The 20,738-nt window shown below is 71.6% G+C and carries 17 protein-coding genes; 9 read left to right on the top strand and 8 right to left on the bottom strand.

The window, feature by feature from the left end; genetic code table 11:
• Positions 1-119: 119 nt before the first annotated feature.
• From guaB to ACWDX6_RS16945, 3 genes are all read right to left on the bottom strand, one after another.
• Complete coding sequence (guaB, locus tag ACWDX6_RS16955) at positions 120-1,622, bottom strand: IMP dehydrogenase (RefSeq protein ID WP_451485684.1); 1,503 nt, start codon at positions 1,620-1,622, stop codon at positions 120-122.
• Between the two features lie 140 nt (positions 1,623-1,762).
• The gene (locus ACWDX6_RS16950; RefSeq protein ID WP_403287961.1) at positions 1,763-2,365 is read right to left on the bottom strand and encodes a sigma-70 family RNA polymerase sigma factor; all 603 of its coding nucleotides are present in this window, start codon (positions 2,363-2,365) and stop codon (positions 1,763-1,765) included.
• A gap of 342 nt (positions 2,366-2,707) precedes the next feature.
• Entirely contained in the window at positions 2,708-3,319 is a 612-nt protein-coding gene (locus tag ACWDX6_RS16945) for a response regulator transcription factor (RefSeq protein WP_003948568.1), read from the bottom strand.
• Positions 3,320-3,768: 449 nt separating this feature from the next.
• On the opposite strand from ACWDX6_RS16945, the gene ACWDX6_RS16940 reads away from it, so the two are divergent.
• Positions 3,769-4,110, top strand: coding sequence for a WhiB family transcriptional regulator (locus ACWDX6_RS16940; RefSeq protein WP_403287959.1), 342 nt, complete (start codon positions 3,769-3,771; stop codon positions 4,108-4,110).
• A gap of 75 nt (positions 4,111-4,185) precedes the next feature.
• On the opposite strand, the gene ACWDX6_RS16935 is transcribed toward ACWDX6_RS16940, so the two are convergent.
• On the bottom strand, positions 4,186-5,079 hold the full coding sequence (locus ACWDX6_RS16935; protein ID WP_451485683.1) for a LysR family transcriptional regulator: 894 nt from the start codon (positions 5,077-5,079) through the stop codon (positions 4,186-4,188).
• 80 nt (positions 5,080-5,159) lie between these two features.
• Between ACWDX6_RS16935 and ACWDX6_RS16930 the strand changes: the two genes are divergently transcribed.
• Together ACWDX6_RS16930 and ACWDX6_RS16925 are read left to right on the top strand one after the other, a co-directional pair.
• Positions 5,160-5,834 (top strand): MOSC domain-containing protein, encoded by a 675-nt coding sequence (locus ACWDX6_RS16930; protein ID WP_451485682.1) that lies wholly within the window; start codon positions 5,160-5,162, stop codon positions 5,832-5,834.
• 63 nt (positions 5,835-5,897) lie between these two features.
• A complete protein-coding gene (locus ACWDX6_RS16925) occupies positions 5,898-6,671 on the top strand; it encodes an SDR family NAD(P)-dependent oxidoreductase (protein ID WP_451485681.1) in 774 nt (257 codons plus the stop codon).
• Positions 6,672-6,762: 91 nt separating this feature from the next.
• Here the strand turns inward: ACWDX6_RS16925 and ACWDX6_RS16920 are convergent, their stop codons facing one another.
• Complete coding sequence (locus ACWDX6_RS16920) at positions 6,763-8,580, bottom strand: DUF2264 domain-containing protein (protein ID WP_451485680.1); 1,818 nt, start codon at positions 8,578-8,580, stop codon at positions 6,763-6,765.
• 172 nt (positions 8,581-8,752) lie between these two features.
• Here ACWDX6_RS16920 and ACWDX6_RS16915 point away from each other — a divergent pair, with 172 nt between their 5' ends.
• The 5 genes from ACWDX6_RS16915 (at position 8,753) to ACWDX6_RS16895 (ending at position 14,102) form a co-directional block, all read left to right on the top strand.
• Entirely contained in the window at positions 8,753-9,868 is a 1,116-nt protein-coding gene (locus ACWDX6_RS16915; protein WP_451485679.1) for a LacI family DNA-binding transcriptional regulator, read from the top strand.
• 110 nt (positions 9,869-9,978) lie between these two features.
• Entirely contained in the window at positions 9,979-11,310 is a 1,332-nt protein-coding gene (locus tag ACWDX6_RS16910) for an ABC transporter substrate-binding protein (RefSeq protein WP_451485678.1), read from the top strand.
• 4 nt (positions 11,311-11,314) lie between these two features.
• Entirely contained in the window at positions 11,315-12,205 is an 891-nt protein-coding gene (locus ACWDX6_RS16905) for a carbohydrate ABC transporter permease (protein WP_451485677.1), read from the top strand.
• Complete coding sequence (locus tag ACWDX6_RS16900; RefSeq protein WP_451485676.1) at positions 12,202-13,056, top strand: carbohydrate ABC transporter permease; 855 nt, start codon at positions 12,202-12,204, stop codon at positions 13,054-13,056. The genes ACWDX6_RS16905 and ACWDX6_RS16900 overlap by 4 nt, the downstream gene beginning before the upstream one ends.
• A gap of 17 nt (positions 13,057-13,073) precedes the next feature.
• Positions 13,074-14,102 (top strand): hydroxyacid dehydrogenase, encoded by a 1,029-nt coding sequence (locus ACWDX6_RS16895; protein ID WP_451485675.1) that lies wholly within the window; start codon positions 13,074-13,076, stop codon positions 14,100-14,102.
• Here the strand turns inward: ACWDX6_RS16895 and ACWDX6_RS16890 are convergent.
• Complete coding sequence (locus ACWDX6_RS16890) at positions 14,079-17,627, bottom strand: hypothetical protein (RefSeq protein WP_451485674.1); 3,549 nt, start codon at positions 17,625-17,627, stop codon at positions 14,079-14,081. The genes ACWDX6_RS16895 and ACWDX6_RS16890 overlap by 24 nt on opposite strands.
• A gap of 77 nt (positions 17,628-17,704) precedes the next feature.
• Here ACWDX6_RS16890 and ACWDX6_RS16885 point away from each other — a divergent pair, with 77 nt between their 5' ends.
• On the top strand, positions 17,705-18,403 hold the full coding sequence (locus ACWDX6_RS16885; RefSeq protein WP_451485673.1) for an ester cyclase: 699 nt from the start codon (positions 17,705-17,707) through the stop codon (positions 18,401-18,403).
• A 106-nt stretch (positions 18,404-18,509) separates the two neighbouring features.
• Here the strand turns inward: ACWDX6_RS16885 and groL are convergent, their stop codons facing one another.
• Both groL and groES read right to left on the bottom strand, forming a co-directional pair.
• Positions 18,510-20,138 (bottom strand): chaperonin GroEL, encoded by a 1,629-nt coding sequence (groL, locus tag ACWDX6_RS16880; protein WP_451485672.1) that lies wholly within the window; start codon positions 20,136-20,138, stop codon positions 18,510-18,512.
• A 143-nt stretch (positions 20,139-20,281) separates the two neighbouring features.
• A complete protein-coding gene (gene groES, locus ACWDX6_RS16875; protein WP_010471835.1) occupies positions 20,282-20,590 on the bottom strand; it encodes a co-chaperone GroES in 309 nt (102 codons plus the stop codon).
• Positions 20,591-20,738: the final 148 nt, after the last annotated feature.

Raw genomic sequence — 20,738 nt, 5'->3', positions numbered from 1 at the left:
AGTTGTGTTATTTTGAGATGTGGTGGGGTAGGCTGAGACCCCTCCCGAGGTCAAGCCAGACGCGGGGGGGGGTGGCGCCCACCTCCACGCGCCCCCCCCGCCCCTCACTCACGCGCGCGTCACTTCCTGCTGTAGTTCGGCGCCTCGACCGTCATCTGGATGTCGTGCGGGTGGCTCTCCTTGAGCCCCGCCGAGGTGATCCGCACGAAGCGGCCCTTGGACTCCATCTCCGAGACCGTGGCGGCACCCACATAGCCCATGGTCTGACGGAGACCGCCGACGAGCTGGTGCAGGACGTTGGAGAGCGGGCCGCGGTAGGGCACCTGGCCCTCGACGCCCTCGGGCACGAGCTTGTCGTCGGAGCTGACCTCGGCCTGGAAGTAGCGGTCCTTCGAGTACGACCTGCCCTGGCCGCGGGACTGCATGGCGCCGAGCGAGCCCATGCCGCGGTAGGACTTGAACTGCTTGCCGTTGATGAAGAGCAGCTCGCCGGGCGACTCCTCACAGCCCGCGAGGAGGCTGCCGAGCATCACGGTGTCGGCGCCGGCGGCCAGCGCCTTGCCGATGTCGCCGGAGTACTGCAGACCGCCGTCGCCGATCAGCGGGACACCCGCGGCACGGGCCGCGAGAGAGGCCTCGTAGATGGCGGTGACCTGCGGGACACCGATGCCCGCGACCACGCGGGTGGTGCAGATCGAGCCGGGGCCCACGCCGACCTTGATGCCGTCGACACCGGCGTCGATCAGCGCCTGCGCGCCGTCGCGGGTGGCGACGTTGCCGCCGATCACGTCGACGCTCACGCTCGACTTGATCTTCGCCATCCAGCTCAGGGCGTTGCTGTTGTGGCCGTGCGAGGTGTCGACGACCAGGAAGTCCGCTCCGGCGGCGGCGAGCGCCTGGGCACGCTCCAGCGCCTCGGGGCTGGCGCCCACGGCGGCGCCGACGAGCAGGCGGCCCTCGGCGTCCTTGGCGGCGTTGGGGTACTTCTCCGCCTTGACGAAGTCCTTGACGGTGATCAGGCCCTTGAGCACGCCCTCGTCGTCGACCAGCGGCAGCTTCTCGATCTTGTGGCGGCGCAGCAGCTCCATGGCGTCGACGCCGGAGATGCCGACCTTGCCCGTGACCAGCGGCATCGGGGTCATGACCTCGCGCACCTGGCGGCTGCGGTCGCTCTCGAAGGCCATGTCGCGGTTGGTCACGATGCCAAGGAGCTTGCCGTCCGGGTTGGTGACGGGGACACCGCTGATGCGGAACTTGGCGCACAGCGCGTCCGCCTCGGCGAGCGTCGCCTCCGGGTGCACCGTGATGGGGTCGGTGACCATCCCGGACTCGGAGCGCTTGACCAGGTCGACCTGGTTGGCCTGGTCCTCGATGGAGAGGTTGCGGTGCAGCACGCCGACGCCGCCCAGGCGGGCCATCGCGATCGCCATGCGGGACTCGGTCACCTTGTCCATCGCCGCCGAGAGCAGCGGGATCTGGACCCGGACGTTGCGCGAGATACGGGACGAGGTGTCGACCGCGTTGGGGAGCACCTCCGACGCGCCCGGCAGCAGCAGCACGTCGTCGTAGGTCAGCCCGAGCGTCGCGAATTTCTCGGGCACTCCGTCGACGTTGACAGTCATGACACCTTCCCCAAATGGCCTTGATCGGTGCGGACGTCCATGCTAACGGGCTGCGGCGGTGTCTCATTCCACGATCAAGATCACCGCGAAGCTTTGTACGTTCATACGTGTACGTGAGGGCCACCGGCCCTCGTCGACCCTTACTGCTCGGCCAGTGCCCGCAGGCGGCTGAGCGCGCGGTGCTGCGCCACCCGTACCGCCCCCGGGGACATCCCGAGCATCTGGCCGGTCTCCTCGGCCGTCAGCCCGACGGCCACCCGGAGCACCAGCAGCTCGCGCTGGTTCTCGGGGAGGTTGGCGAGGAGCCTCTTGGCCCACTCCGCGTCGTCGCTGAGCAGCGCGCGTTCCTCGGGGCCCAGCGAGTCGTCGGGCCGCTCCGGCATCTCGTCGGAGGGCACCGCCGTCGACCCCGGATGGCGCATCGCGGCCCGCTGGAGATCGGCGACCTTGTGTCCGGCGATGGCGAAGACGAACGCCTCGAAGGGCCTGCCCGTGTCCTTGTAGCGCGGCAGCGCCATCAGGACCGCGACGCAGACCTCTTGCGCCAGGTCCTCGACGAAGTGGCGGGCGTCACCGGGCAGCCGGCTCAGCCGGGTGCGGCAGTAGCGCAGGGCGAGCGGGTGCACACGTGCCAGAAGGTCGTGCGTCGCCTGCTCGTCGCCGTCGACGGCACGGTGGACGAGTGCACCGATCTCCCCCGGCCCTACGGGCATGGGTGACCCCACGGTCTCGTCGTCGCGCATCGCTCCATGGTGCCTTGACGCCTGAGGATCAGCGGCACCGCGTCCGTAGTTGTGCACCGAAGCGTTATGAGCAGGTGCGCCGGAACTCATCTCCTGCGCCCTCCCCTTCCGCTCGATCGACTCGTCCCCGAGGAACTCCACACCCTCAAGGATGCGGCATCGGGCGAGTTACTGACACAAGCCGCCGCCTCGGTGGGGACAGAGGCCGCCCCGCCCGCCGTGGCGGACGGGGGTGCGACGGGCCTTGGGACGCCTGGAGGATGTCCGGCGGATCGGGGCCGACCGGCCCCGAGTCACCGGGCGACAGCACCTGGTCCGTCCGGCGGATCAGGGCCGGACGACCTAGCGGACCAGGCCCCAGCGGAAGCCCAGCGCGACCGCGTGCGCGCGGTCCGACGCGCCGAGCTTCTTGAACAGGCGGCGCGCGTGCGTCTTGACCGTGTCCTCGGAGAGGAAGAGCTCGCGTCCGATCTCCGCGTTGGACCGGCCGTGACTCATCCCTTCGAGCACCTGGATCTCACGGGCGGTGAGCGTGGGGGCCGCGCCCATCTCGGCCGAACGCAGCCGGCGCGGGGCGAGCCGCCAGGTCGGGTCGGCCAGGGCCTGGGTGACCGTGGCCCGCAGTTCGGCGCGCGAGGCGTCCTTGTGCAGATAGCCCCGGGCACCGGCGGCGACCGCGAGCGCGACGCCGTCCAGGTCCTCGGCGACGGTGAGCATGATGATGCGGGCGCCGGGGTCCGCGGACAGCAGTCGGCGGACGGTCTCCACGCCGCCCAGACCGGGCATGCGTACGTCCATCAGAATCAGGTCCGAGCGGTCCGCGCCCCAGCGGCGGAGGACTTCCTCGCCGTTGGCCGCGGTGGTCACGCGCTCCACGCCGGGCACGGTCGCGACCGCGCGGCGAAGCGCCTCTCGGGCAAGCGGGGAGTCGTCGCAGACGAGGACGGATGTCATGGCCGCCCTCCGCAGCTGATGCGCGTCACCTTGAGCCTCCAGGGCTGGTACGTATCGTCACCTGTGCGGTTGACGCCCTCGGACACCTGCCCGAGCGCTTCTTCCTTCAACCGCCTCCGCACTCTCAACGACGGTCACTCGAAAGAGTTACGGGTCGGACGGCCACCTTCGGCACTCTACGTGAGGGAGCGAACGCGGAGGAGAGCATCGCAGGTCATCCGTCCTTCGTTGGAAGCTATGCCCCATTTAGCGGGTTTTCTTCCCTTTTTGCAGTGTCTGTGGCTAGATTCGCAATGAGTCATATTTACATCTACTAAGACAGTAGTTGTACGGTCGGGTCGAACCCGCGAGAGCGGGTACGCGAGACCCATGGGGGGCGAAGGCCCCCGCACATCAGCCATCCACCCGCCCACCAATCCGTTCGACACGGTTTCAAGGGGACAAGCGCAATGGCAGATTTCTCCCGCCTTCCCGGACCCAACGCCGATCTGTGGGACTGGCAACTGCTCGCGGCCTGCCGCGGAGTGGACAGCTCCCTGTTCTTCCACCCCGAGGGAGAGCGCGGCGCGGCACGGAGTGCGCGTGAGAACTCGGCGAAAGAGGTCTGCATGCGGTGCCCGGTACGCGCGGAGTGCGCGGCACACGCACTCGCCGTACGGGAGCCCTACGGCGTCTGGGGCGGCCTCACCGAGGACGAACGCGAAGAGCTCATGGGACGAGCCCGCAATCGCCTGATCACGGCACCGGCTACGGCATCGGCGTCGAGTTCGGCAGGCGTGGGGCGCGCCTGAAGTAACGTTTTTGCAGGTCACTGACACGTTCAGTGAGGGGCCGGGCCCGCATCCCACCCGGCCTCGGAACACGCGCTACGCGCGCGTGGCCGCGCGGCTCAGCTCGTCGAGCGTCGCCGCGACGGCGGGCACCTGCGCCAGGTCCGGCAGCGTCAGGGCCACGATCTCCCGCTCCACGGCCGGCTCCACGGTCACGGTGCGCGCGCCCTTGGGCCGTACCGATTCGAGGGCGAGCCGCGGCAGGACCGCCACGCCCAGGCCGGCGCCCACGAGCCCCACGACGGCCGGGTAGTCGTCGGTCGCGAAATCGATGCGCGGAGTGAAGCCCGCCTCCTCGCAGACCTCCACCAACTGGCGGCGGCAGCGCGGGCAGCCCGCGATCCACGGCTCGTCGGCCAGTTCCGCGATGGCCACCGACTCGGCGTCGGCCAGCCGGTGCGAGTCCGGGACCAGGCCGACCAGGCGGTCGGCGAGCAGGGGGCGGACGACCAGGTCGTCCCACTCGGCGGGACCCGCCCCGTACCGGAAGGCGAGGGCCACGTCGCAGTCGCCGTCGCGCAGCATCTCCACCGAGCGCGGCGGCTCGGCCTCCACCAGCGAGACCCGGGTGCCGGGATGGGCCGCGCGCAGGGCGGCGAGGGCGGTGGGGACGAGGGTGGAGCTGCCGCTGGGGAAGGAGACCAGGCGGACGCGGCCGGCCCGCAGCCCGGCGATGGCGGCCACCTCCTCCTCGGCGGCGGTGAGTCCGGCGAGGATGCCCGAGGCGTGCCGGACCAGCGCCTCGCCGGCCTGGGTGAGGCGCATCTCGCGACCGGTGCGGATGAGCAGCGGGGTACCCGCGGAGGACTCGAGCGCCTTCATCTGCTGGCTCACCGCGGGCTGGGTGCAGCCCAGTTCCCGCGCGGCGGCCGAGAAGGAGCCGGTGGCGGCGACGGCGCGCAGGACGCGGAGGTGACGGGCCTCGATCATCCTTCGAGCATAAGCGAGTCTTGGGCTCGGAGACGAATACCCCTTCCTCGCTTTGGGGTGGCTCACCTAGGGTGCCCCTCATGAAGGTGCTGAGTGTGAATGTCGGCCGGGCGAAGGCCGTGGAGTACACCGACGCCCCCTCGGGGACGACGGGTGTCGACAAGCGTCCGGTCGAGGGGCCGGTACGGGTCGAAGCGCCGGGGCCGCCCGGGGTGGGGGCGAGCGGGGTCGCCGGGGACGACGTGTGCGATCTGCGCTTCCACGGCGGCGACGACCGGGCCGTGTACGCCTTCGCGCGGGAGGACATGGACCTGTGGGAGCGCGAGCTCGGCCGGCCGCTGCCGAACGGCTGCTTCGGTGAGAACCTCACCACGCTCGGGCTCGATGTGAACGGGGCGCTGGTCGGGGAGCGTTGGCGGATCGGCGACGCGCTCCTGGAGGTGACCGGCAGCCGTATCCCCTGCCGTACGTTCGCGGGCTTCCTCGGGGAGAAGGGCTGGGTGCGGCGCTTCATGGAGTCGACGGCGGGGCCGGGGGCGCTGCTGCGGGTGATCGAGCCGGGGGAGCTCATGGCAGGCGACGCGGTGACGGTCGTGCACCGGCCGGACCACGCGGTCACGGTCTCGCTCCTGTACCGGGCCTCGACGACGGAGCGCGCGCTGCTGCCGAGCACGCTGGTCGCCGCCGAGTGGATGGAGTCGGGCCTGCTGGACCTCGCCCGCACGTACACGGAGAAGCACGGCACCGGCGCCTGAGCCGGTACGGCACCCGGGGTGCGACCGGAGGGCGGGGTGGCGTGGGCGGCTAACGTGCCGCATATGACGACTGCACTGATTACGGGCGCGACGGCGGGGATCGGGGCCGCCTTCGCGCGGAAGCTGGCGGCGGACGGGCACGACGTGGTGCTCGTGGCCCGCGATGTGACGAGACTGCGGGAGCAGGCGACCGAACTGCACGACCGGCACGGGGTGGAGGCCGAGGTTCTCGCGGCGGACCTGGCCGAGGAGAAGGGGATCGCGGCCGTGGAGGCCCGGCTCTCGGATCCGCGGCAGCCGGTCGACCTGCTGGTCAACAACGCCGGGTTCGGCAACAAGGGCCGGTTCCTGGACGTCTCCATGGCCGACGAGTTGAAGATGCTGACGGTGCACTGCGAGGCGGTGCTGCGGCTGACGTCGGCGGCGGCCCGGTCGATGCGGACGCGGGGCCGGGGCGGGGTGGTGAACGTGGCCTCGGTCGCCGCGTTCGTCCCGCGCGGCACCTACGGCGCGTCGAAGGCGTGGGTCGTGCAGTTCACCCAGGGCGCGGCGCGGGACCTGGCGGGCAGCGGGGTGCGGCTGATGGCGCTCTGCCCGGGGTTCGTGCGGACGGAGTTCCACGCGCGGGCGGGAATGGGGACGGAGAACATTCCGGGCTGGATGTGGCTCGACGCCGACAAGCTGGTCACCGCGGCGCTGGCCGATCTGGCGCGGGGGAAGACGCTGTCCGTCCCGGACCCCCGCTACAAGGCGCTGATGGGTGTGGTGAAGCTGGCGCCTCGCGGACTGCTCGGAGGGGTGTCCTCCAAGGCGGGCCGCAAGTACGGCCCCAAGTAGCCCGGCGGTACGGCCGGTCGGCGCCGCAGGCCCGATGGAGAGCGGCCGAGCGTGGACGTGGTGGCGTCGGGGGTGGATCCACCGCGCTGGATCACGAATGGTCGAGGGCGAGTCGGGCCGTGGTTCCGTTCCGCCAGGTCACGGCGATCGTCCGGCCGTCGACCTGGACGGTGGCGAGGGTGTCGACGGGGGCCGGTCCGGGTTCGGCGGTGAGGGAGGCCAGCGCGACGAAGAGGGTCTCCGTGCCGCTGGTGGTGCCGTGCAGGGCGGGCGTGCGGCTGTCCGGGCCCTGGAGGGTGGCGCCGGTGACGAGTTCGACGGTCTCGGCGGCCGGCGGATAGCCGTGGACCGGGTGCAGTTGGGACACGGGTCCCCCTGGGGTGGTGGCCCAGCCGGTCTGGCGTACGGGTGTTCCTTCGGGTGCTCCGAGGACGAGATGCGCGCGGACCTCGGCGCGGCCGTGGGCGAGGGTGGCGGAGAGGACCCGGATGCCGGGCCGGGGGGTGTGCAGTGAGGCGGCCCAGCCGGGGCCGGTGCCCCGGGGGATCGCGGGACCGCGCCGGGTGAGGCGGCCGTCGACGACGAGGGCGAAGTGGTTGTCCGCGGCGGCGGGAGGGGCGGTGGCGCCGGTGCGGGTGGAGTAGGCGAAGCGGGCGTAGCCGGAGTCGTCCTCCCCGGCGGGGTCGCTGCCGACGTGGTTGCTGCCGTGGTTGTGGAGGCGTACGAGTCCGTCGGCGGCGGTGGAGTGGATGAGCAGGCCGGCCGGGGCGACCGGGCGGACCGTATCGGCCCGTTCGGCGGGCAGGGGCTCTTCGCGGTCGGTCCAGGCCGGGTGTTCGGCGGGGAGGAGAAGTCCCAGGAAGCCCTTGGAGGCCCAGTAGGGCGAGCCGGGCCCGGAGTAACTCTGGACGATCGGCGGGTGGGGGACGTGCCAGCCGAGGGTGAGCAGTCCGCGCTCGTCGAGGGCACCCCGGTCGAGGAAGTACCGCAGGGTGCCGGAGGCGAGTCGGCGGGTGGCTCCCGGGGTGAGGGGGGTGTGGCCGGTGAGGGCTCCGAGCCAGGGTGCGGCGGCCGCGGCGAAGCGGTAGACGAGCGAGCGGCCGTACGGCAGCGGGGCGCCGTGGGTGTCGAAGAGGTGGACGTAGTCGTCGAGATGGGCGCGGAGCCGGGGACCGTAGCGGTCGAGGAGGCCCCGGTCGCCGGCGAGGTGGGCGTGCAGGACGGGGTAGAAGTGCAGGGCCCAGGCGTTGTAGTGGTCGAAGGCGCGGTTGTCGCCGTCGCTGTACCAGCCGTCGCCGAGGTACCACTCCTCGATCCGGGCGAGGGAGCGGTCGATGGTGGCGGCGGCCCGGTCGGTCTCGATGCCGGCGTCCTGGAGGAAGCCCGCGACGGTGAGGCCGAAGAGCCACCAGTTGTTGTCGACCGGGGACGGGGCCAGGGCGGGCAGCAGCCAGTCGACGGCGCGTTGGCGAGTGCGGTCGTCGAGGGTGTCCCAGAGCCAGGGCCGGGTCAGGCGCAGTCCCAGCGCGATCGAGGCGGATTCGACGATCGCCTGGCGGACGTCGTCGAGGAGCGGCCAGGACTCGGGGGCGGCGCCGATGGGGCCCGCAAGCTCGGCCGTACCCGCCGCAAGGCCTTCGGCGTAGCGGGCGAGATGGCCGTGCGGGTCGTCACCCTGGGCGCCCGCGACGCGGAGTGCGGCGAGGAGGAACGTGCGCGCGTACCCTTCGAGGCCGTCGGAGCGGGCGCCGGACCAGCTGGGCCGGGGCCCGGGGAGGTCGACGCGTCCGTGCCGGGGAGTCGCGTACGGGCGCACGGCGAGGAGGAGTCGGTCGGCGTGGTCCTCCCAGTGGGCGCGGGTCCAGCCGGTGAACGGGCTGAGCGCACGGTTCTCGGGCGGCGTGGGCATGATGCTCTCCTGGGGCGGAGATCGGCGTCGCCGGGAATCATGAACGGGGCCTGATCGAACGTCAATGGTCCGGACCGAATGATCGAAACTCCGCGCAGTTCGATCATCTTGCATTACAGTCGGGCCGGGGACGGCGCCCCGCCGGACCACCACACCGCGAGGGGAACACGCCGTGCGCGAGAGTGCCGCTGAACGTCACGACCGACTGCTGACCCTGGTGCGCGAGCGCGGTACCGCCCGCGTCGCGGACCTGGCCACCCTGCTCGGGGTCTCCCCCGTCACCGCCCGCCGGGACGTGGAGGCGCTGGCCGGCCGGGGGCTGCTCGACCGCGTGCACGGCCAGGTGTCCTGGCCGGGGCGTCAGGGCGAAGCTGGAGCGGGGCGTTCCGGCGAGGGTCTGGTCCTCGGCCTGCTCGCCCCCTCGGCGACGTACTACTTCGCCGAGGTCATCCGCGGCGCGCACGAGGCGGCGGCGCGGGCGGGCGCCCGGCTCATCCTGCGGATCTCGGACTACCGGCCCGAGGAGGACCGGACGCGCGCGGAGGGCCTGCTGGCGGCGGGCGCCGAGGGCGTACTCGTGGCGCCCGGCTGGCGCGGGCCCGAGGACCGGCTCGCGTACGGCGACTGGCCGGCCGAACTGCCCGTGCCCGCCGTGCTCCTGGAGCGCCGCGCCGCTCCCGGCTCCCCGCTCGACGGCCTGGACCGGGTCGTCTCCGACCACGGCCACGGCGTCCTGCTCGCCCTGCGCCATCTGCTGGACCTGGGCCATCGCACCCCGCTGCTGGTGGCCCGCGCCGACAGCCCGACCGCGCTCGCGGTACGCACCGGGTACACGGAGGCGCTGGCGGCGCTGGGCGTCGAGGCACCCGGTCCGGTGGTCGCCTCCGTACCGGCCGACCAGGACCCGGAGGGATTCGCGCGCGCGGTACGGGCGTTGCACGAGGCCGTCACGTCCGGCCGCGCGAGCGCCGCCCTGGTCCACAACGACGTGGACGCGATCGAGGTCGTGCGGCGGCTGGCCGACCTGGGCGTCAAGGTGCCCGAGGACCTGGCCGTGATCGCGTACGACGACGAGGTCGCCGCCCTCGCCGACACCCCGCTGACGGCGGTCGCGCCGCCCAAGCGCCAGGTGGGCCGGCACGCCACGGAGTTGCTGGTGGAGCGGCTGACGCAGCCTCATGCCCCGGACGAGGAGCCCGCGCGGCGCCATCTGAGCCTGCTGCCCCGGCTTCGGGTGCGGTCCTCCTGCGGCGCCCCCGGCTCTCCACTCACTCCCGGGCCCTTCTGATCGAACTGAGCTTTTTTCGATCAAACAATCTTTCGCTCTTGACTTCGGTCACCAACGGTCCAAGGATCGCGGCCACAACGTCCTAGCCGCCCGCCTTCAGGAGCTGTGCCGTGAGCCGCAGTTGGAGCAGAACATCCCGTGTCATAGCCGGCACCGCCACCGCCCTCGCCGTCCTCACGGCGTGCGGCGGCAGCGGTGACGACTCCTCCGCCGCCGGGTCCAAGGGGACCGACGGCAAGCCCGTGACCATCACCTTCTGGGGCTGGGCCAAGGGCTCCAAGGACGTGGTGGACGCGTTCAACGCCTCCCACAAGAACATCCAGGTGAAGTTCGAGGAGATCCCCTCCGGCACCGCCGGCGGCTACGCCAAGATCTCCAACGCGGTGAAGGCGGGCAACGCACCCGATCTGGTCTCCATCGAGTACTCCTCGCTCCCCGAGTTCGTCAGCTCCGGCGCCCTCCAGGACATCGGCGACCAGTTCACCGAGACCGACCGGAGCAAGCTCCTGCCGCAGGCGGTGGAGCTCACCACGCTCGGCGGCAGGACGTGGGCCGTCCCCTTCGACGCGTCCCCGCAGGCCTTCTTCTACCGCAAGGACCTGTTCGAGAAGTACCGGGTGGACGTCCCCAAGACCTGGGACGACTTCAAGAGGGCCGCGGAGAAGGTGAAGAAGGCCGACGCCAAGGCCCGTATCGCCACCTTCTTCCCCGACGACCCGACCACCTTCGAGGCGATGGCCTGGCAGGCCGGCGCCCAGTGGTTCAAGGCCGAGAACGACACCTGGAAGATCGACACCACGGACCCGGCCACCACCAAGGTCGCCGCCTACTGGCAGGGCCTGATCGACTCCGACCTCGTCCACAAGAACGCCTCCTTCAGCCCCGAGTGGACCGGCTCGCTCAAGAACGGCACCACCATCGGCTACCTCGGCGCCTCCTGGGGCGCGGGTGTCCTCAAGGGCACCCTTCCCGAGCAGAGCGGGAAGTGGGCCGTGGCGCCCATGCCGAGCTGGGACGGCAAGCCCGCCAGCGGCATGCTCGGCGGAACCTCCTTCGCCGTGACGAAGGACAGCGGGAAGAAGGCGGCGGCCGTCGAGTTCGCCGAGTGGATGTCCACCACCGAGGCGGGCGTCAAGGCGCGTATCGCCTCCGGCACGTCCAGCGCCTTCCCCGCCGCGACCGCGCTGCGCCCGGTCGCCAAGCAGGTCTTCGACGCCGGCTACTACGGCGGCCAGGACATCTACGCCCTCTTCGAGGAGTCCGGTGCCGCCATCGGCCGGAACTGGGCCTGGGGCCCGACCACCGGCACCACCAACACCGCCATCAAGGACCAGTTCGGCAAGATCGCCAAAGGTGGTCCCACCATCGCCGACGCGATCAGGACCGGACACCAGGCGACCGTCACCGAGCTGAAGAAGCGCGGGCTGAAGGTCGAGGGCTGACCCGATGCAGGCCCGCACCCGTGCCGCAGCCTTCCTGCTGACCCCCTTCTTCCTCCTGTTCACCGCGGTGATGGTGGTGCCGATCGGATACGCGGTCTGGCTCAGCCTCTTCACCGAGAAGCAGTCGGGGCTGGGCTTCGGCGGCACCGAGACCGTCTTCACCGGCCTCGACAACTACACCGCGGCGCTGGGTGACCGGGCCTTCCGCGAGGGCTTCGGCGTCCTGCTCGGATACTGCCTGTTCTACATTCCGCTGCTGCTCGCCGGGGCCCTCGCCCTCGCCCTGCTGCTCGACTCGGCGCTCGCCCGCGCCCGCCGCTTCTTCCAGCTCGCGCTCTTCCTGCCGCACGCGGTCCCCGGCATCATCGCGGCGCTGATCTGGGTCTACCTCTACACACCGCAACTCAGCCCTGTGGTCCAGGCCATGGAGGCCGGTGGCATCGGCTTCGACTTCTTCTCCCCCGAGGGCGCTCTCCCCTCCGTGGTCAACATCGCCCTCTGGGAGTGGCTCGGCTACAACATGGTGATCTTCTACGCGGCGCTGCAGGCCATCGACCGCTCGGTCCTGGAGGCGGCCACCGTCGACGGGGCGGGCGCCTGGCGCATCGCGTTCAGCATCAAGGTCCCCCTGATCCGCGCCTCGCTCGTGATGGTCGGCCTCTTCACCGTCATCGGCTCGCTCCAGCTGTTCACCGAACCGCTGATCCTCAACAAGGGCACGGGCTCCGCCGTCACCTCGACCTGGACGCCGAACATGTACGCCTATACCGCGGCCTTCGACCGCAACGACTACGGACTGGCCGCGGCCGCGTCCGTCCTGCTGGCCCTGACGGCCGCACTGCTGTCCTTCGGCGTCACACGCCTCACCGGACGCCGGAAGGAGAAGGCGGCATGACGAAGCGCCGTCCCCAGAGCGCCTGGCTGTCCAGGACCGCCGTCAACGGCGCGCTCGTCCTCGCCGTCGTCTACATGCTCTTCCCCCTCGTCTGGCTGCTGACCGCCGCCACCAAGGACGCGGGCGGTCTCCTCGCCGGAAACGCCTTCTCCTTCGAGGGCTTCGACCTGGGCGGCAACCTCGCCCGGCTCGCCGAGTACAACGACGGCATCTACTTCCACTGGTACGTCAACAGCCTCCTCTACGCGGGCGTGGGTGCCCTCGCCTGCTCCCTGATCAGCGTCGCCGCCGGGTACGCCTTCGACAAGTACGACTTCCCGGGCAAGGAGAAGCTCTTCGGCGCCGTCCTCCTGGGCGTGCTGGTGCCCACCACCGCGCTCGCCCTGCCGATGTACCTCCTCGCCAGCGAGGTGGGCGTCGTCAACACCTACTGGGCCGTGCTGATCCCGGTCCTGGTCAACCCCTTCGGGGTCTATCTCTCCCGGGTCTTCAGCGCCGGCTACATCCCCGACGAGGCACTCGAGGCCGCCCGTATCGACGGAGCCGGCGAACTGCGCACCTTCTGGTCGATCGGTCTGCGCATGGTCATGCCCGGCTTCGTGACCGTCTTCCTCTTCCAGTTCACCGCCATCTGGAACAACTTCTTCCTCCCCCTGGTGATGCTCTCGGACCAGAAGCTCTACCCGCTGAGCCTCGGCCTGTACGCGTGGAACAGCAACGCCCACGCGGAACCCGACTTCTACCCCCTCGTCGTCACCGGATCCCTGCTGGCCGTCGTCCCCCTCGTCGTCGCCTTCGTCTCCCTCCAGCGCCACTGGAAGGCGGGTCTGACCGCCGGCAGCGTCAAGTGAGGAGCACGACTTCCACCATGCACCACGCCACTGACAACCGACCGGCACTCCTGCTCTCCATGGGCCCGGGCATCGCCGAGCGGCTGCTGACCGACGCCCACCGCGAGCGGCTCGCCGCCCTGGCCCGCACCGACCCGCACCTGGTCGCCCACGACCTGACCGCGCCCGCCCCCCGCGTCGCCGAAGCCCTCGCCGAGACCGAGATCCTCCTCACCTGCTGGGGCGCCCCGCCCCTGACCGCCGCCGTCCTGGCCCGCGCCCCGCGCCTGAAGGCCGTCGTCCACGCGGCCGGCTCGGTCAAACACCATGTCACCGAGGCCTGCTGGGACCGGGGCCTCACCGTCACCTCGGCCGCGGCGGCCAACGCGCTGCCCGTCGCCGAGTACACGCTCGCCGCGATCCTCTTCGCGGGAAAGCGGATCCTCCACTCGGCGCGGCGGTACGAGGAGGTCCGCGCCGACCACGCTTGGCTCGCCGAGTCGGCGGCCTGGGGCAACTACCGCCGGACGGTGGGTCTGGTCGGCGCCTCCCGGATCGGCCGCCGCGTGATCGAGCTGCTGCGCCCCTTCGACTTCGAGGTGCTGCTCCACGACCCGTACGTGGAGCCCGCCGAGGCCCGCGCGCTGGGCGTGGAACTCGTCGGCCTCGACACCCTGTGCGCCCGCGGCTCGATCGTCTCGGTCCACGCGCCTCAACTGCCTTCCACCCACCGGATGATCGGGGCGCCCCAGCTGGCCCTGATGCCCGACGGCGCCACCCTGGTCAACACCTCGCGAGGCTCCCTGATCGACGAGACGGCGCTCCTGCCCCATCTGACGTCGGGCCGCCTCCACGCGGTCCTCGACGTCACCGACCCGGAGGTCCCGGCGCCGCACTCCCCGCTCTGGACGCTCCCGAACGTGCTCCTCACCCCGCACGTGGCCGGCTCGCTGGGCAACGAACTGCACCGGATGGCGGACCGGGCGCTGGAGGAGGTGGCGCGGTACGGGCGGGGGGAGCCGTTCGCGGAGGAGGTGCGGGCGTCAGATCTGACGCGGTCGGCGTAGGGCGTCGACGACCACCGGGACGGTGCGGGGGTCGAGTCGTATGAAGGCGTGGAGCGCGTCCATGAGGTTCATGTCCCGCAGCTGCCGGGCGAGCGGGACCCGGCCCTGCTCCGACTCGATCGCCAGGGCGAGGGCCGGCCAGACCGAGAGGGGCCCCCGGCCGTGATCGACGCCCCGGTCCCCTGCGAGCCGCGCCTCCTCCGCCGCCAGGGCCTCCTTCCCGGCTTCGACGAGGTCCTGGATCAGCCCGCACCGGAGGGAGCCGGAAGCCTGGTCCCGGCCGTCCAGATCGGCCACCAGGCTCCGTGCGCGGTCGTACTCGCCCGCCTCCACGAGGGCGCTCACGACCCCACCGAAGAACCACGGCACCGTGTGCTCGACCAGCTCGGCGATCGCGGTGTCGCCCTCTTCTCGCCGGCCCAGCAGGAAGAGGGCGCGGATCACGTCGGTGAAGTCCAGGGAGGGGTCGTCGTCGTGCACGTCCTGCGCCAGGGCTCGCGCCAGCGCCGTGTCCGCCTGCGCGTGATGACCGGCCCGGGCGCGCTCCGCGGCGATCCGGGCCCATCCCATGACCCGCATGCCGGGCAGGCGGATCCGCCCGGTGTACGACTCGGCGGCCTCCCAGTCGCCGGCGGCGGCCGCCGCCGCGGCCAGGGCGCACCAGAGCTGGTCGCGCACCCCCGGACGCGTCTCCTCCTCGACCAACGCGAGGGCGGGAGCGAACCGTCCGGTGTGGCAGAGCCGTTCGACGAGGACCAGGCGGGCCATCGACGAGGGGAGGTCGGCCGTGATCCGCCGCGCCAGAGCCGCGGCGCGGTCGAACTCGCCCGCCCAGGCCAGGGACTCGACCGCGAACCCCGCCCGGACCTGCCATCCGATGGACTCGTGCGAGTCCCGCGCGGGCCGGTCCGTGGACAGGAGCTTCGACTCGATGCCGTCGAGCAGCATCCGCGCCTCCTCGACGTAACCCGCCTCGACGAGGACCTTCGGGGTGTGGACGGGATCGAGCGTGCCGCCCCAGCTCCGGGCCCGGATCCCGCTCTCCACCTCCTCGACCACCTCGGCGGCGCGTGCCCGCACCTCGTCATCGGCCGCCCCGGCGTTGACCGCCGCCGCCACCGCTCCCCTGACCAGGGCGAATCCGCCGTCGTCGTGGGCGACGGCCGCCGCGAGGGAGCGGGCCCGCGCGAAGTGGCCGGCTCCCGCCAGCGCCTCGACGACGTGGACCATCGGGTCCACGACGTCGGTCTCGTGCGCGCAGTCGCGCGCCAGCCGCTCCGCCCGCTCCGTCTCCCCGGCTCCGGCGAGAGCCGCGACCACGCGGTTGAGCGCCCGCTCCCGACACCTCTGGTCGTCGATCGTGCGGGCGAACTCCTCCGCCCGTTCGTACGCGCCGCTGCCGGCCGCTCCCGCGGCCACGCCGAGCTGCGCCGAGGCCCGGGCGGGTGCGGCCTCGATCCGGCACGCCAGTTCCCAGGCACGGTCGATCTCCCCGGCGGCCGCGAGGGCGAGGGCCAGCACGCGCTGGGCCCACCCTCGCTCCGCGGGCTCCGGATGCAGTGAGGCGGCAGCGGCGGCCCGGTCGTACTCACCCGCGTCCGCCAGGGCACCGACCACATCGGTCAGGACCGGCGAGGCGCACAGGACGGCGTCCAGCCGCGCCAGGACCTCGTCCGCGCCCGCCCGGTCACCGGCCCGCCGCAGCTCCGCCGAGACGACCGCGAGGACCAGGCTCTCCGCCCCGGCGTCCTCGCTCCCCGCCGACCGGACCGCCCCCGCCGCGTCCCCCGCGGCGGCGCGGGCGCGCGCCACGGCGGCGAGGCCCAGGGCCCGGACCCGGTCGTCCGCTTCGGGCAGACACAGCGCCAGGGCCCGGGCCTCCTCCCCCTGCCGCGCCCAGGCATGCGCCAGTTCGGGCAGCAGCCGCGCCCGTACATACGGATCGTCCACCGCCCGTGCGACGTCCTGCGCGCGGTCGAGGAGACCCGCTCCGGCCCAGGCCCGGCTCACCTCCGCCAGAGTCGTGTCGCGTTCGCCGCCGAAGGAATCGGAGTACCGGCGGGCCGCCGCCTCGGCGTCCTCCAGGATCCGCAGCGCCTCGTCCGCGCCACCCCGGGCGGTCAGCTCCGCCGCGACGTCGACGAGCGCCAGCGCCCGCCAGTCCAGGCTCGGGATGCTCCGGGCGAGGGCCTCGGCGCGGCCGGTCCTGCCGAGCGCCGCCCAGGCCCAGGGCAGCGTCCTCGGGATGCGGTCGTTCCGCTCCACCAGCTCCTCCCGCCGGATCACCAGGCGCACCAGGTCCACGAGATCCGGCACGCCCGCCCCGGCGAACGCCTCCTCCGCCAGCCGCACCTCGTCCAGCGCCGCGATGTCGCCGCCGGTGGCCTCCAGCAGCCGGTCATGGCGTACGGGATCCAGCGCGCACCCCACCATCCGCTCCACGTCTGCCGCCGCACGGAGCATCGGGAAGTATCCGCGCAGCAGGTACTCCGGGGTCTCCTCGGGCCAGCCGCGCGCCTGCCACTTCTCCGCCCACCCATGGAGCGTCCGCCGGCACCGGTCCAGTTCGCGCCGGCCCAGCATCTCCACGGCCTGGGCCTGGAGTTCCTCGTGGGCGAGGAGGTACACGTCCGCGCGCATGGCGAACGTCCGGCCCGGCCCCGTGCGCAGGACGTCCCGCACGCGGTAGGGCACCGCGTCCGTCAGCTCCGCCAGGTCCTCGGCCGTCAGACCGCCCCCGGCCGCGGTGAGCAGGGCGAGGATGTCGTGCTCCAGGCCGCCCGCCTCCAGGAGGCGTTTCAGTTCGCGCTCCGCCTCGGCGCGGATCGCGCGGGCGGACGGGGAGGGCACCAGGGTCCGTACGATCGCGGGGTCGCGCAGCGGGTGGCCGGCGGGGACGTCGACCGGGACGGGCGGGTTGAGGCGGCCGGAGACGATCGTCGGCAGCGACGGGGGCAGCAGGCTCGCGATCGAGTGCGCGTCCGGGCCCGTGGTCACGCCCCGGTCCTCGTCCAGGCCGTCGACCAGCAGGACCAGGCGCTCGCCCCGCTCGGCGCAGGCGCGGGACGCCTCCCCGTACAGACGGAGCAGATGGGCCTCGCGGGTCGAGGCCGTCAGGTGGGCCGGGATGCCCTCGCCCGCCAGCTCGGCGAGTTGTTCCAGGACGACGTCGACGTACGCGACCACGTCGTTCTGCGCGCCCCAGCGTGCCGTGATGAAGAAGGGGACGATCCGCACCCCGGGCGGCGGGTTGAGCGCGAACCACGCCATCAGGGCCGTCTTGCCCGCCCATGCCTCCGCACGCCACCAGACGTACGACGGGCCGGAGTCGGCCAGGCAGAAGGCGGCGAGCGACGCCAACTCCCGCTCGCGGTCGACGAGTACCGGGGGAACGATCCGGCGCACCTGTTCCCAGTACGCCGACCGCACCGGCGGCGCCGTCACGACCTGGTTGTGGTCCCCGGTGACGACGACCCCCGCGTCGCCCCCGACCGCGACCGACTGCTTCCCCCGTGCCTGCTGCATGGCGGCCATGCTGCCAGACGGGTCCGACGGCTCTCCGCGCCTAAAATGGAGGTGTCCCACCCGGTCCGGGAGGCGTCATGACATTCGTACAGATCATCGATTGCAAGACCAGCCGGCTCGACGACATGAACCGGCTCATGGACAAGTGGGTCGAACAGACCAAGGGCAAGCGCACCGCCACCCACAGCATCATCGGCAAGGACCGCTCCGACGCCTCCCACCTGGTGGAGATCGTCGAGTTCCCCTCCTACGACGTGGCGATGACGAACTCGCAGCTCCCCGAGACCGACCGGATCTTCCGGGAGATGGTCGCGCTCTGCGACGAGATGCCGACGTTCACCGATCTGGACGTCGTCCGCGACGAGCAGCTGTACAAGACGACGGCCCGGCGGTTCTTCGAGCTGGCCTCGGCCGACGGCGGGCTGCCACCACTCGACGAAATCTTCGACGAGGACTACCACGACCACGATCCCGCCAATCCGCAGGACGTCATCGGCATGGACGCGGTCCGGCGGGAGCTGGACGAGTGGCGGGGCGGCTTCCGGTTCCGGTTCACCGTCGAGGACCAGATCGCGGAGGGTGACCGGGTCTGCACCCGTTGGACCTGGAACGCCACGCACACCGGCGACTTCATGGGGATCGAGGCGACCGGCAAGGAGGTCTCGATGTCCGGGACGGTGGTCCACCGGTTCCGTGAGGACGGCAAGATCGTCGAGGGGTGGTGGCAGTACGACCTGCTCGGGCTGATGGGGCAGCTCGGCGCCGTGGAGGTCTGAGCGACGGGACCGTGGAGGTCCGAGCGACGGGAAAGGCCGAGGCCCGGCGCCCCCCGTCGGGGGCACCGGGCCTCGGTGATCAGCTGTGCGAGCGACCGGGTGGGCCTCAGTGCGAGTGGCCGTGACCGTGGCCGTGGCCCGCGTCCGCCGACTCCTCTTCCTTCTTCTCGACGACCAGGGTCTCGGTCGTGAGCAGCAGGGAGGCGATCGAGGCGGCGTTCTCCAGCGCGGAGCGGGTGACCTTCACCGGGTCGATGACGCCGGCCTTGATCAGGTCGCCGTACTCGCCGGTCGCGGCGTTGAAGCCCTGGCCCTTGTCGAGCTCCGCCACCTTGGAGGTGATGACGTAGCCCTCGAGGCCGGCGTTCTCGGCGATCCAGCGCAGCGGCTCGACGGCGGCGCGGCGGACGACGGCGACACCGGTGGCCTCGTCGCCCTCCTTGCCGAGGTTGCCCTCGAGGATCTTGACGGCGTGGACCAGAGCGGAGCCACCACCGGAGATGATGCCCTCCTCGACCGCGGCGCGGGTCGCGGAGATGGCGTCCTCCAGACGGTGCTTGCGCTCCTTGAGCTCCACCTCGGTGGCGGCGCCGACCTTGATCACGCACACGCCGCCGGCCAGCTTCGCGAGGCGCTCCTGGAGCTTCTCGCGGTCCCAGTCGGAGTCCGTGGACTCGATCTCGGCCTTGATCTGGTTGACGCGGCCCGCGATGTCCTCGGAGTTGCCGGCACCGTCGACGATGGTGGTGGCGTCCTTGGTGACGGTGACGCGGCGGGCGGTGCCCAGCACGTCCAGGCCGGCCTGGTCGAGCTTGAGGCCGACCTCCTCGGCGATGACGGTGGCACCGGTGAGGGTGGCCATGTCGCCGAGCATCGCCTTGCGGCGGTCACCGAAGCCGGGAGCCTTGACGGCGACGGCGTTGAAGGTGCCACGGATCTTGTTCACGACCAGGGTCGACAGGGCCTCGCCCTCGACGTCCTCGGCGATGATCAGCAGCGGCTTGCTGGAGCCGGCCTGGATGACCTTCTCCAGGAGCGGCAGCAGGTCCTGGATCGAGGAGATCTTGCCCTGGTGGATCAGGATGTACGGGTCGTCGAGGACGGCCTCCATACGCTCCTGGTCGGTGACCATGTACGGGGACAGGTAGCCCTTGTCGAAGGCCATGCCCTCGGTGAAGTCGAGCTCCAGGCCGAAGGTGTTGGACTCCTCGACGGTGATGACACCGTCCTTGCCGACCTTGTCCATCGCCTCGGCGATGAGCTCGCCGACCTGCTGGTCCTGCGCGGAGAGGGCGGCCACGGCGGCGATGTCCGACTTGTCGTCGATCGGGCGCGCGGTGGCGAGCAGCTCCTCGGAGACGGCCTTGACGGCGGCGTCGATGCCCTTCTTCAGGGCGGCCGGGGAGGCGCCGGCGGCGACGTTGCGCAGACCCTCGCGGACCAGGGCCTGGGCGAGCACGGTGGCGGTGGTGGTGCCGTCACCAGCGATGTCGTTGGTCTTGGTCGCCACCTCCTTCACCAGCTGGGCGCCGAGGTTCTCGTACGGGTCGTCGAGCTCGACCTCGCGGGCGATCGTGACACCGTCGTTGGTGATGGTGGGGGCGCCGAACTTCTTGTCGATGACGACGTTGCGGCCCTTGGGGCCGATCGTCACCTTCACCGTGTCGGCGAGCTTGTTGACGCCGCGCTCAAGGGCGCGACGGGCGTCCTCGTCGAACTTCAGGATCTTCGCCATGGAGCGATTCAGCCCTCTCGGATTTCGTGGTGAAACTGGTGAAACGAACCGCGCCCCCGGACGCCCAGTGCGGGGTCTAGGGGCGCAGCTCAATGCATCTGACTTCGGTGAAGCGGTGTCCGGGGGCGACCCCGGATCCCGGACTACTTCTCGACGATCGCGAGAACGTCGCGAGCCGAGAGGACGAGGTACTCCTCGCCGCTGTACTTCACCTCGGTGCCGCCGTACTTGCTGTACAGCACGATGTCGCCGGTCTTCACGTCGAGCGGCAGGCGCTCGCCGTTCTCGAAGCGGCCCGGGCCCACGGCCAGGACGACGCCCTCCTGGGGCTTCTCCTTGGCGGTGTCCGGGATGACCAGGCCAGAGGCGGTGGTCTGCTCGGCGTCGAGCGGCTGGACCACAATGCGGTCCTCGAGCGGCTTGATGGCAACCTTGGAGCTGGTGGTCGTCACGATCCGACCTCCCCCTTCGGAGATCTCGGGGTCAACTGTCTGAGGTGGCGACCAGGTGGATCCGTCGTCGCGGGTGCCGGACCTGCCCGTCGCTGTGTTGGCACTCTCCGGTGGGGAGTGCCAGAGCCGAGACTATGACCGCGGTTAG

The organism is Streptomyces sp. NPDC003027, from assembly GCF_053591435.1.
Note: the sequence above shows the minus strand (reverse complement) of the source record. Positions and strands in the feature narration are given on the sequence as shown.

Coding starts and splice junctions, on each gene's coding strand:
- guaB (WP_451485684.1), bottom strand. CDS start 1,622: ATGACTGTCAACGTCGACGGAGTGCCCGAGAAATTCGCGACGCTCGGG.
- ACWDX6_RS16950 (WP_403287961.1), bottom strand. CDS start 2,365: ATGCGCGACGACGAGACCGTGGGGTCACCCATGCCCGTAGGGCCGGGG.
- ACWDX6_RS16945 (WP_003948568.1), bottom strand. CDS start 3,319: ATGACATCCGTCCTCGTCTGCGACGACTCCCCGCTTGCCCGAGAGGCG.
- ACWDX6_RS16940 (WP_403287959.1), top strand. CDS start 3,769: ATGGCAGATTTCTCCCGCCTTCCCGGACCCAACGCCGATCTGTGGGAC.
- ACWDX6_RS16935 (WP_451485683.1), bottom strand. CDS start 5,079: ATGATCGAGGCCCGTCACCTCCGCGTCCTGCGCGCCGTCGCCGCCACC.
- ACWDX6_RS16930 (WP_451485682.1), top strand. CDS start 5,160: ATGAAGGTGCTGAGTGTGAATGTCGGCCGGGCGAAGGCCGTGGAGTAC.
- ACWDX6_RS16925 (WP_451485681.1), top strand. CDS start 5,898: ATGACGACTGCACTGATTACGGGCGCGACGGCGGGGATCGGGGCCGCC.
- ACWDX6_RS16920 (WP_451485680.1), bottom strand. CDS start 8,580: ATGCCCACGCCGCCCGAGAACCGTGCGCTCAGCCCGTTCACCGGCTGG.
- ACWDX6_RS16905 (WP_451485677.1), top strand. CDS start 11,315: ATGCAGGCCCGCACCCGTGCCGCAGCCTTCCTGCTGACCCCCTTCTTC.
- ACWDX6_RS16900 (WP_451485676.1), top strand. CDS start 12,202: ATGACGAAGCGCCGTCCCCAGAGCGCCTGGCTGTCCAGGACCGCCGTC.
- ACWDX6_RS16895 (WP_451485675.1), top strand. CDS start 13,074: ATGCACCACGCCACTGACAACCGACCGGCACTCCTGCTCTCCATGGGC.
- ACWDX6_RS16890 (WP_451485674.1), bottom strand. CDS start 17,627: ATGCAGCAGGCACGGGGGAAGCAGTCGGTCGCGGTCGGGGGCGACGCG.
- ACWDX6_RS16885 (WP_451485673.1), top strand. CDS start 17,705: ATGACATTCGTACAGATCATCGATTGCAAGACCAGCCGGCTCGACGAC.
- groL (WP_451485672.1), bottom strand. CDS start 20,138: ATGGCGAAGATCCTGAAGTTCGACGAGGACGCCCGTCGCGCCCTTGAG.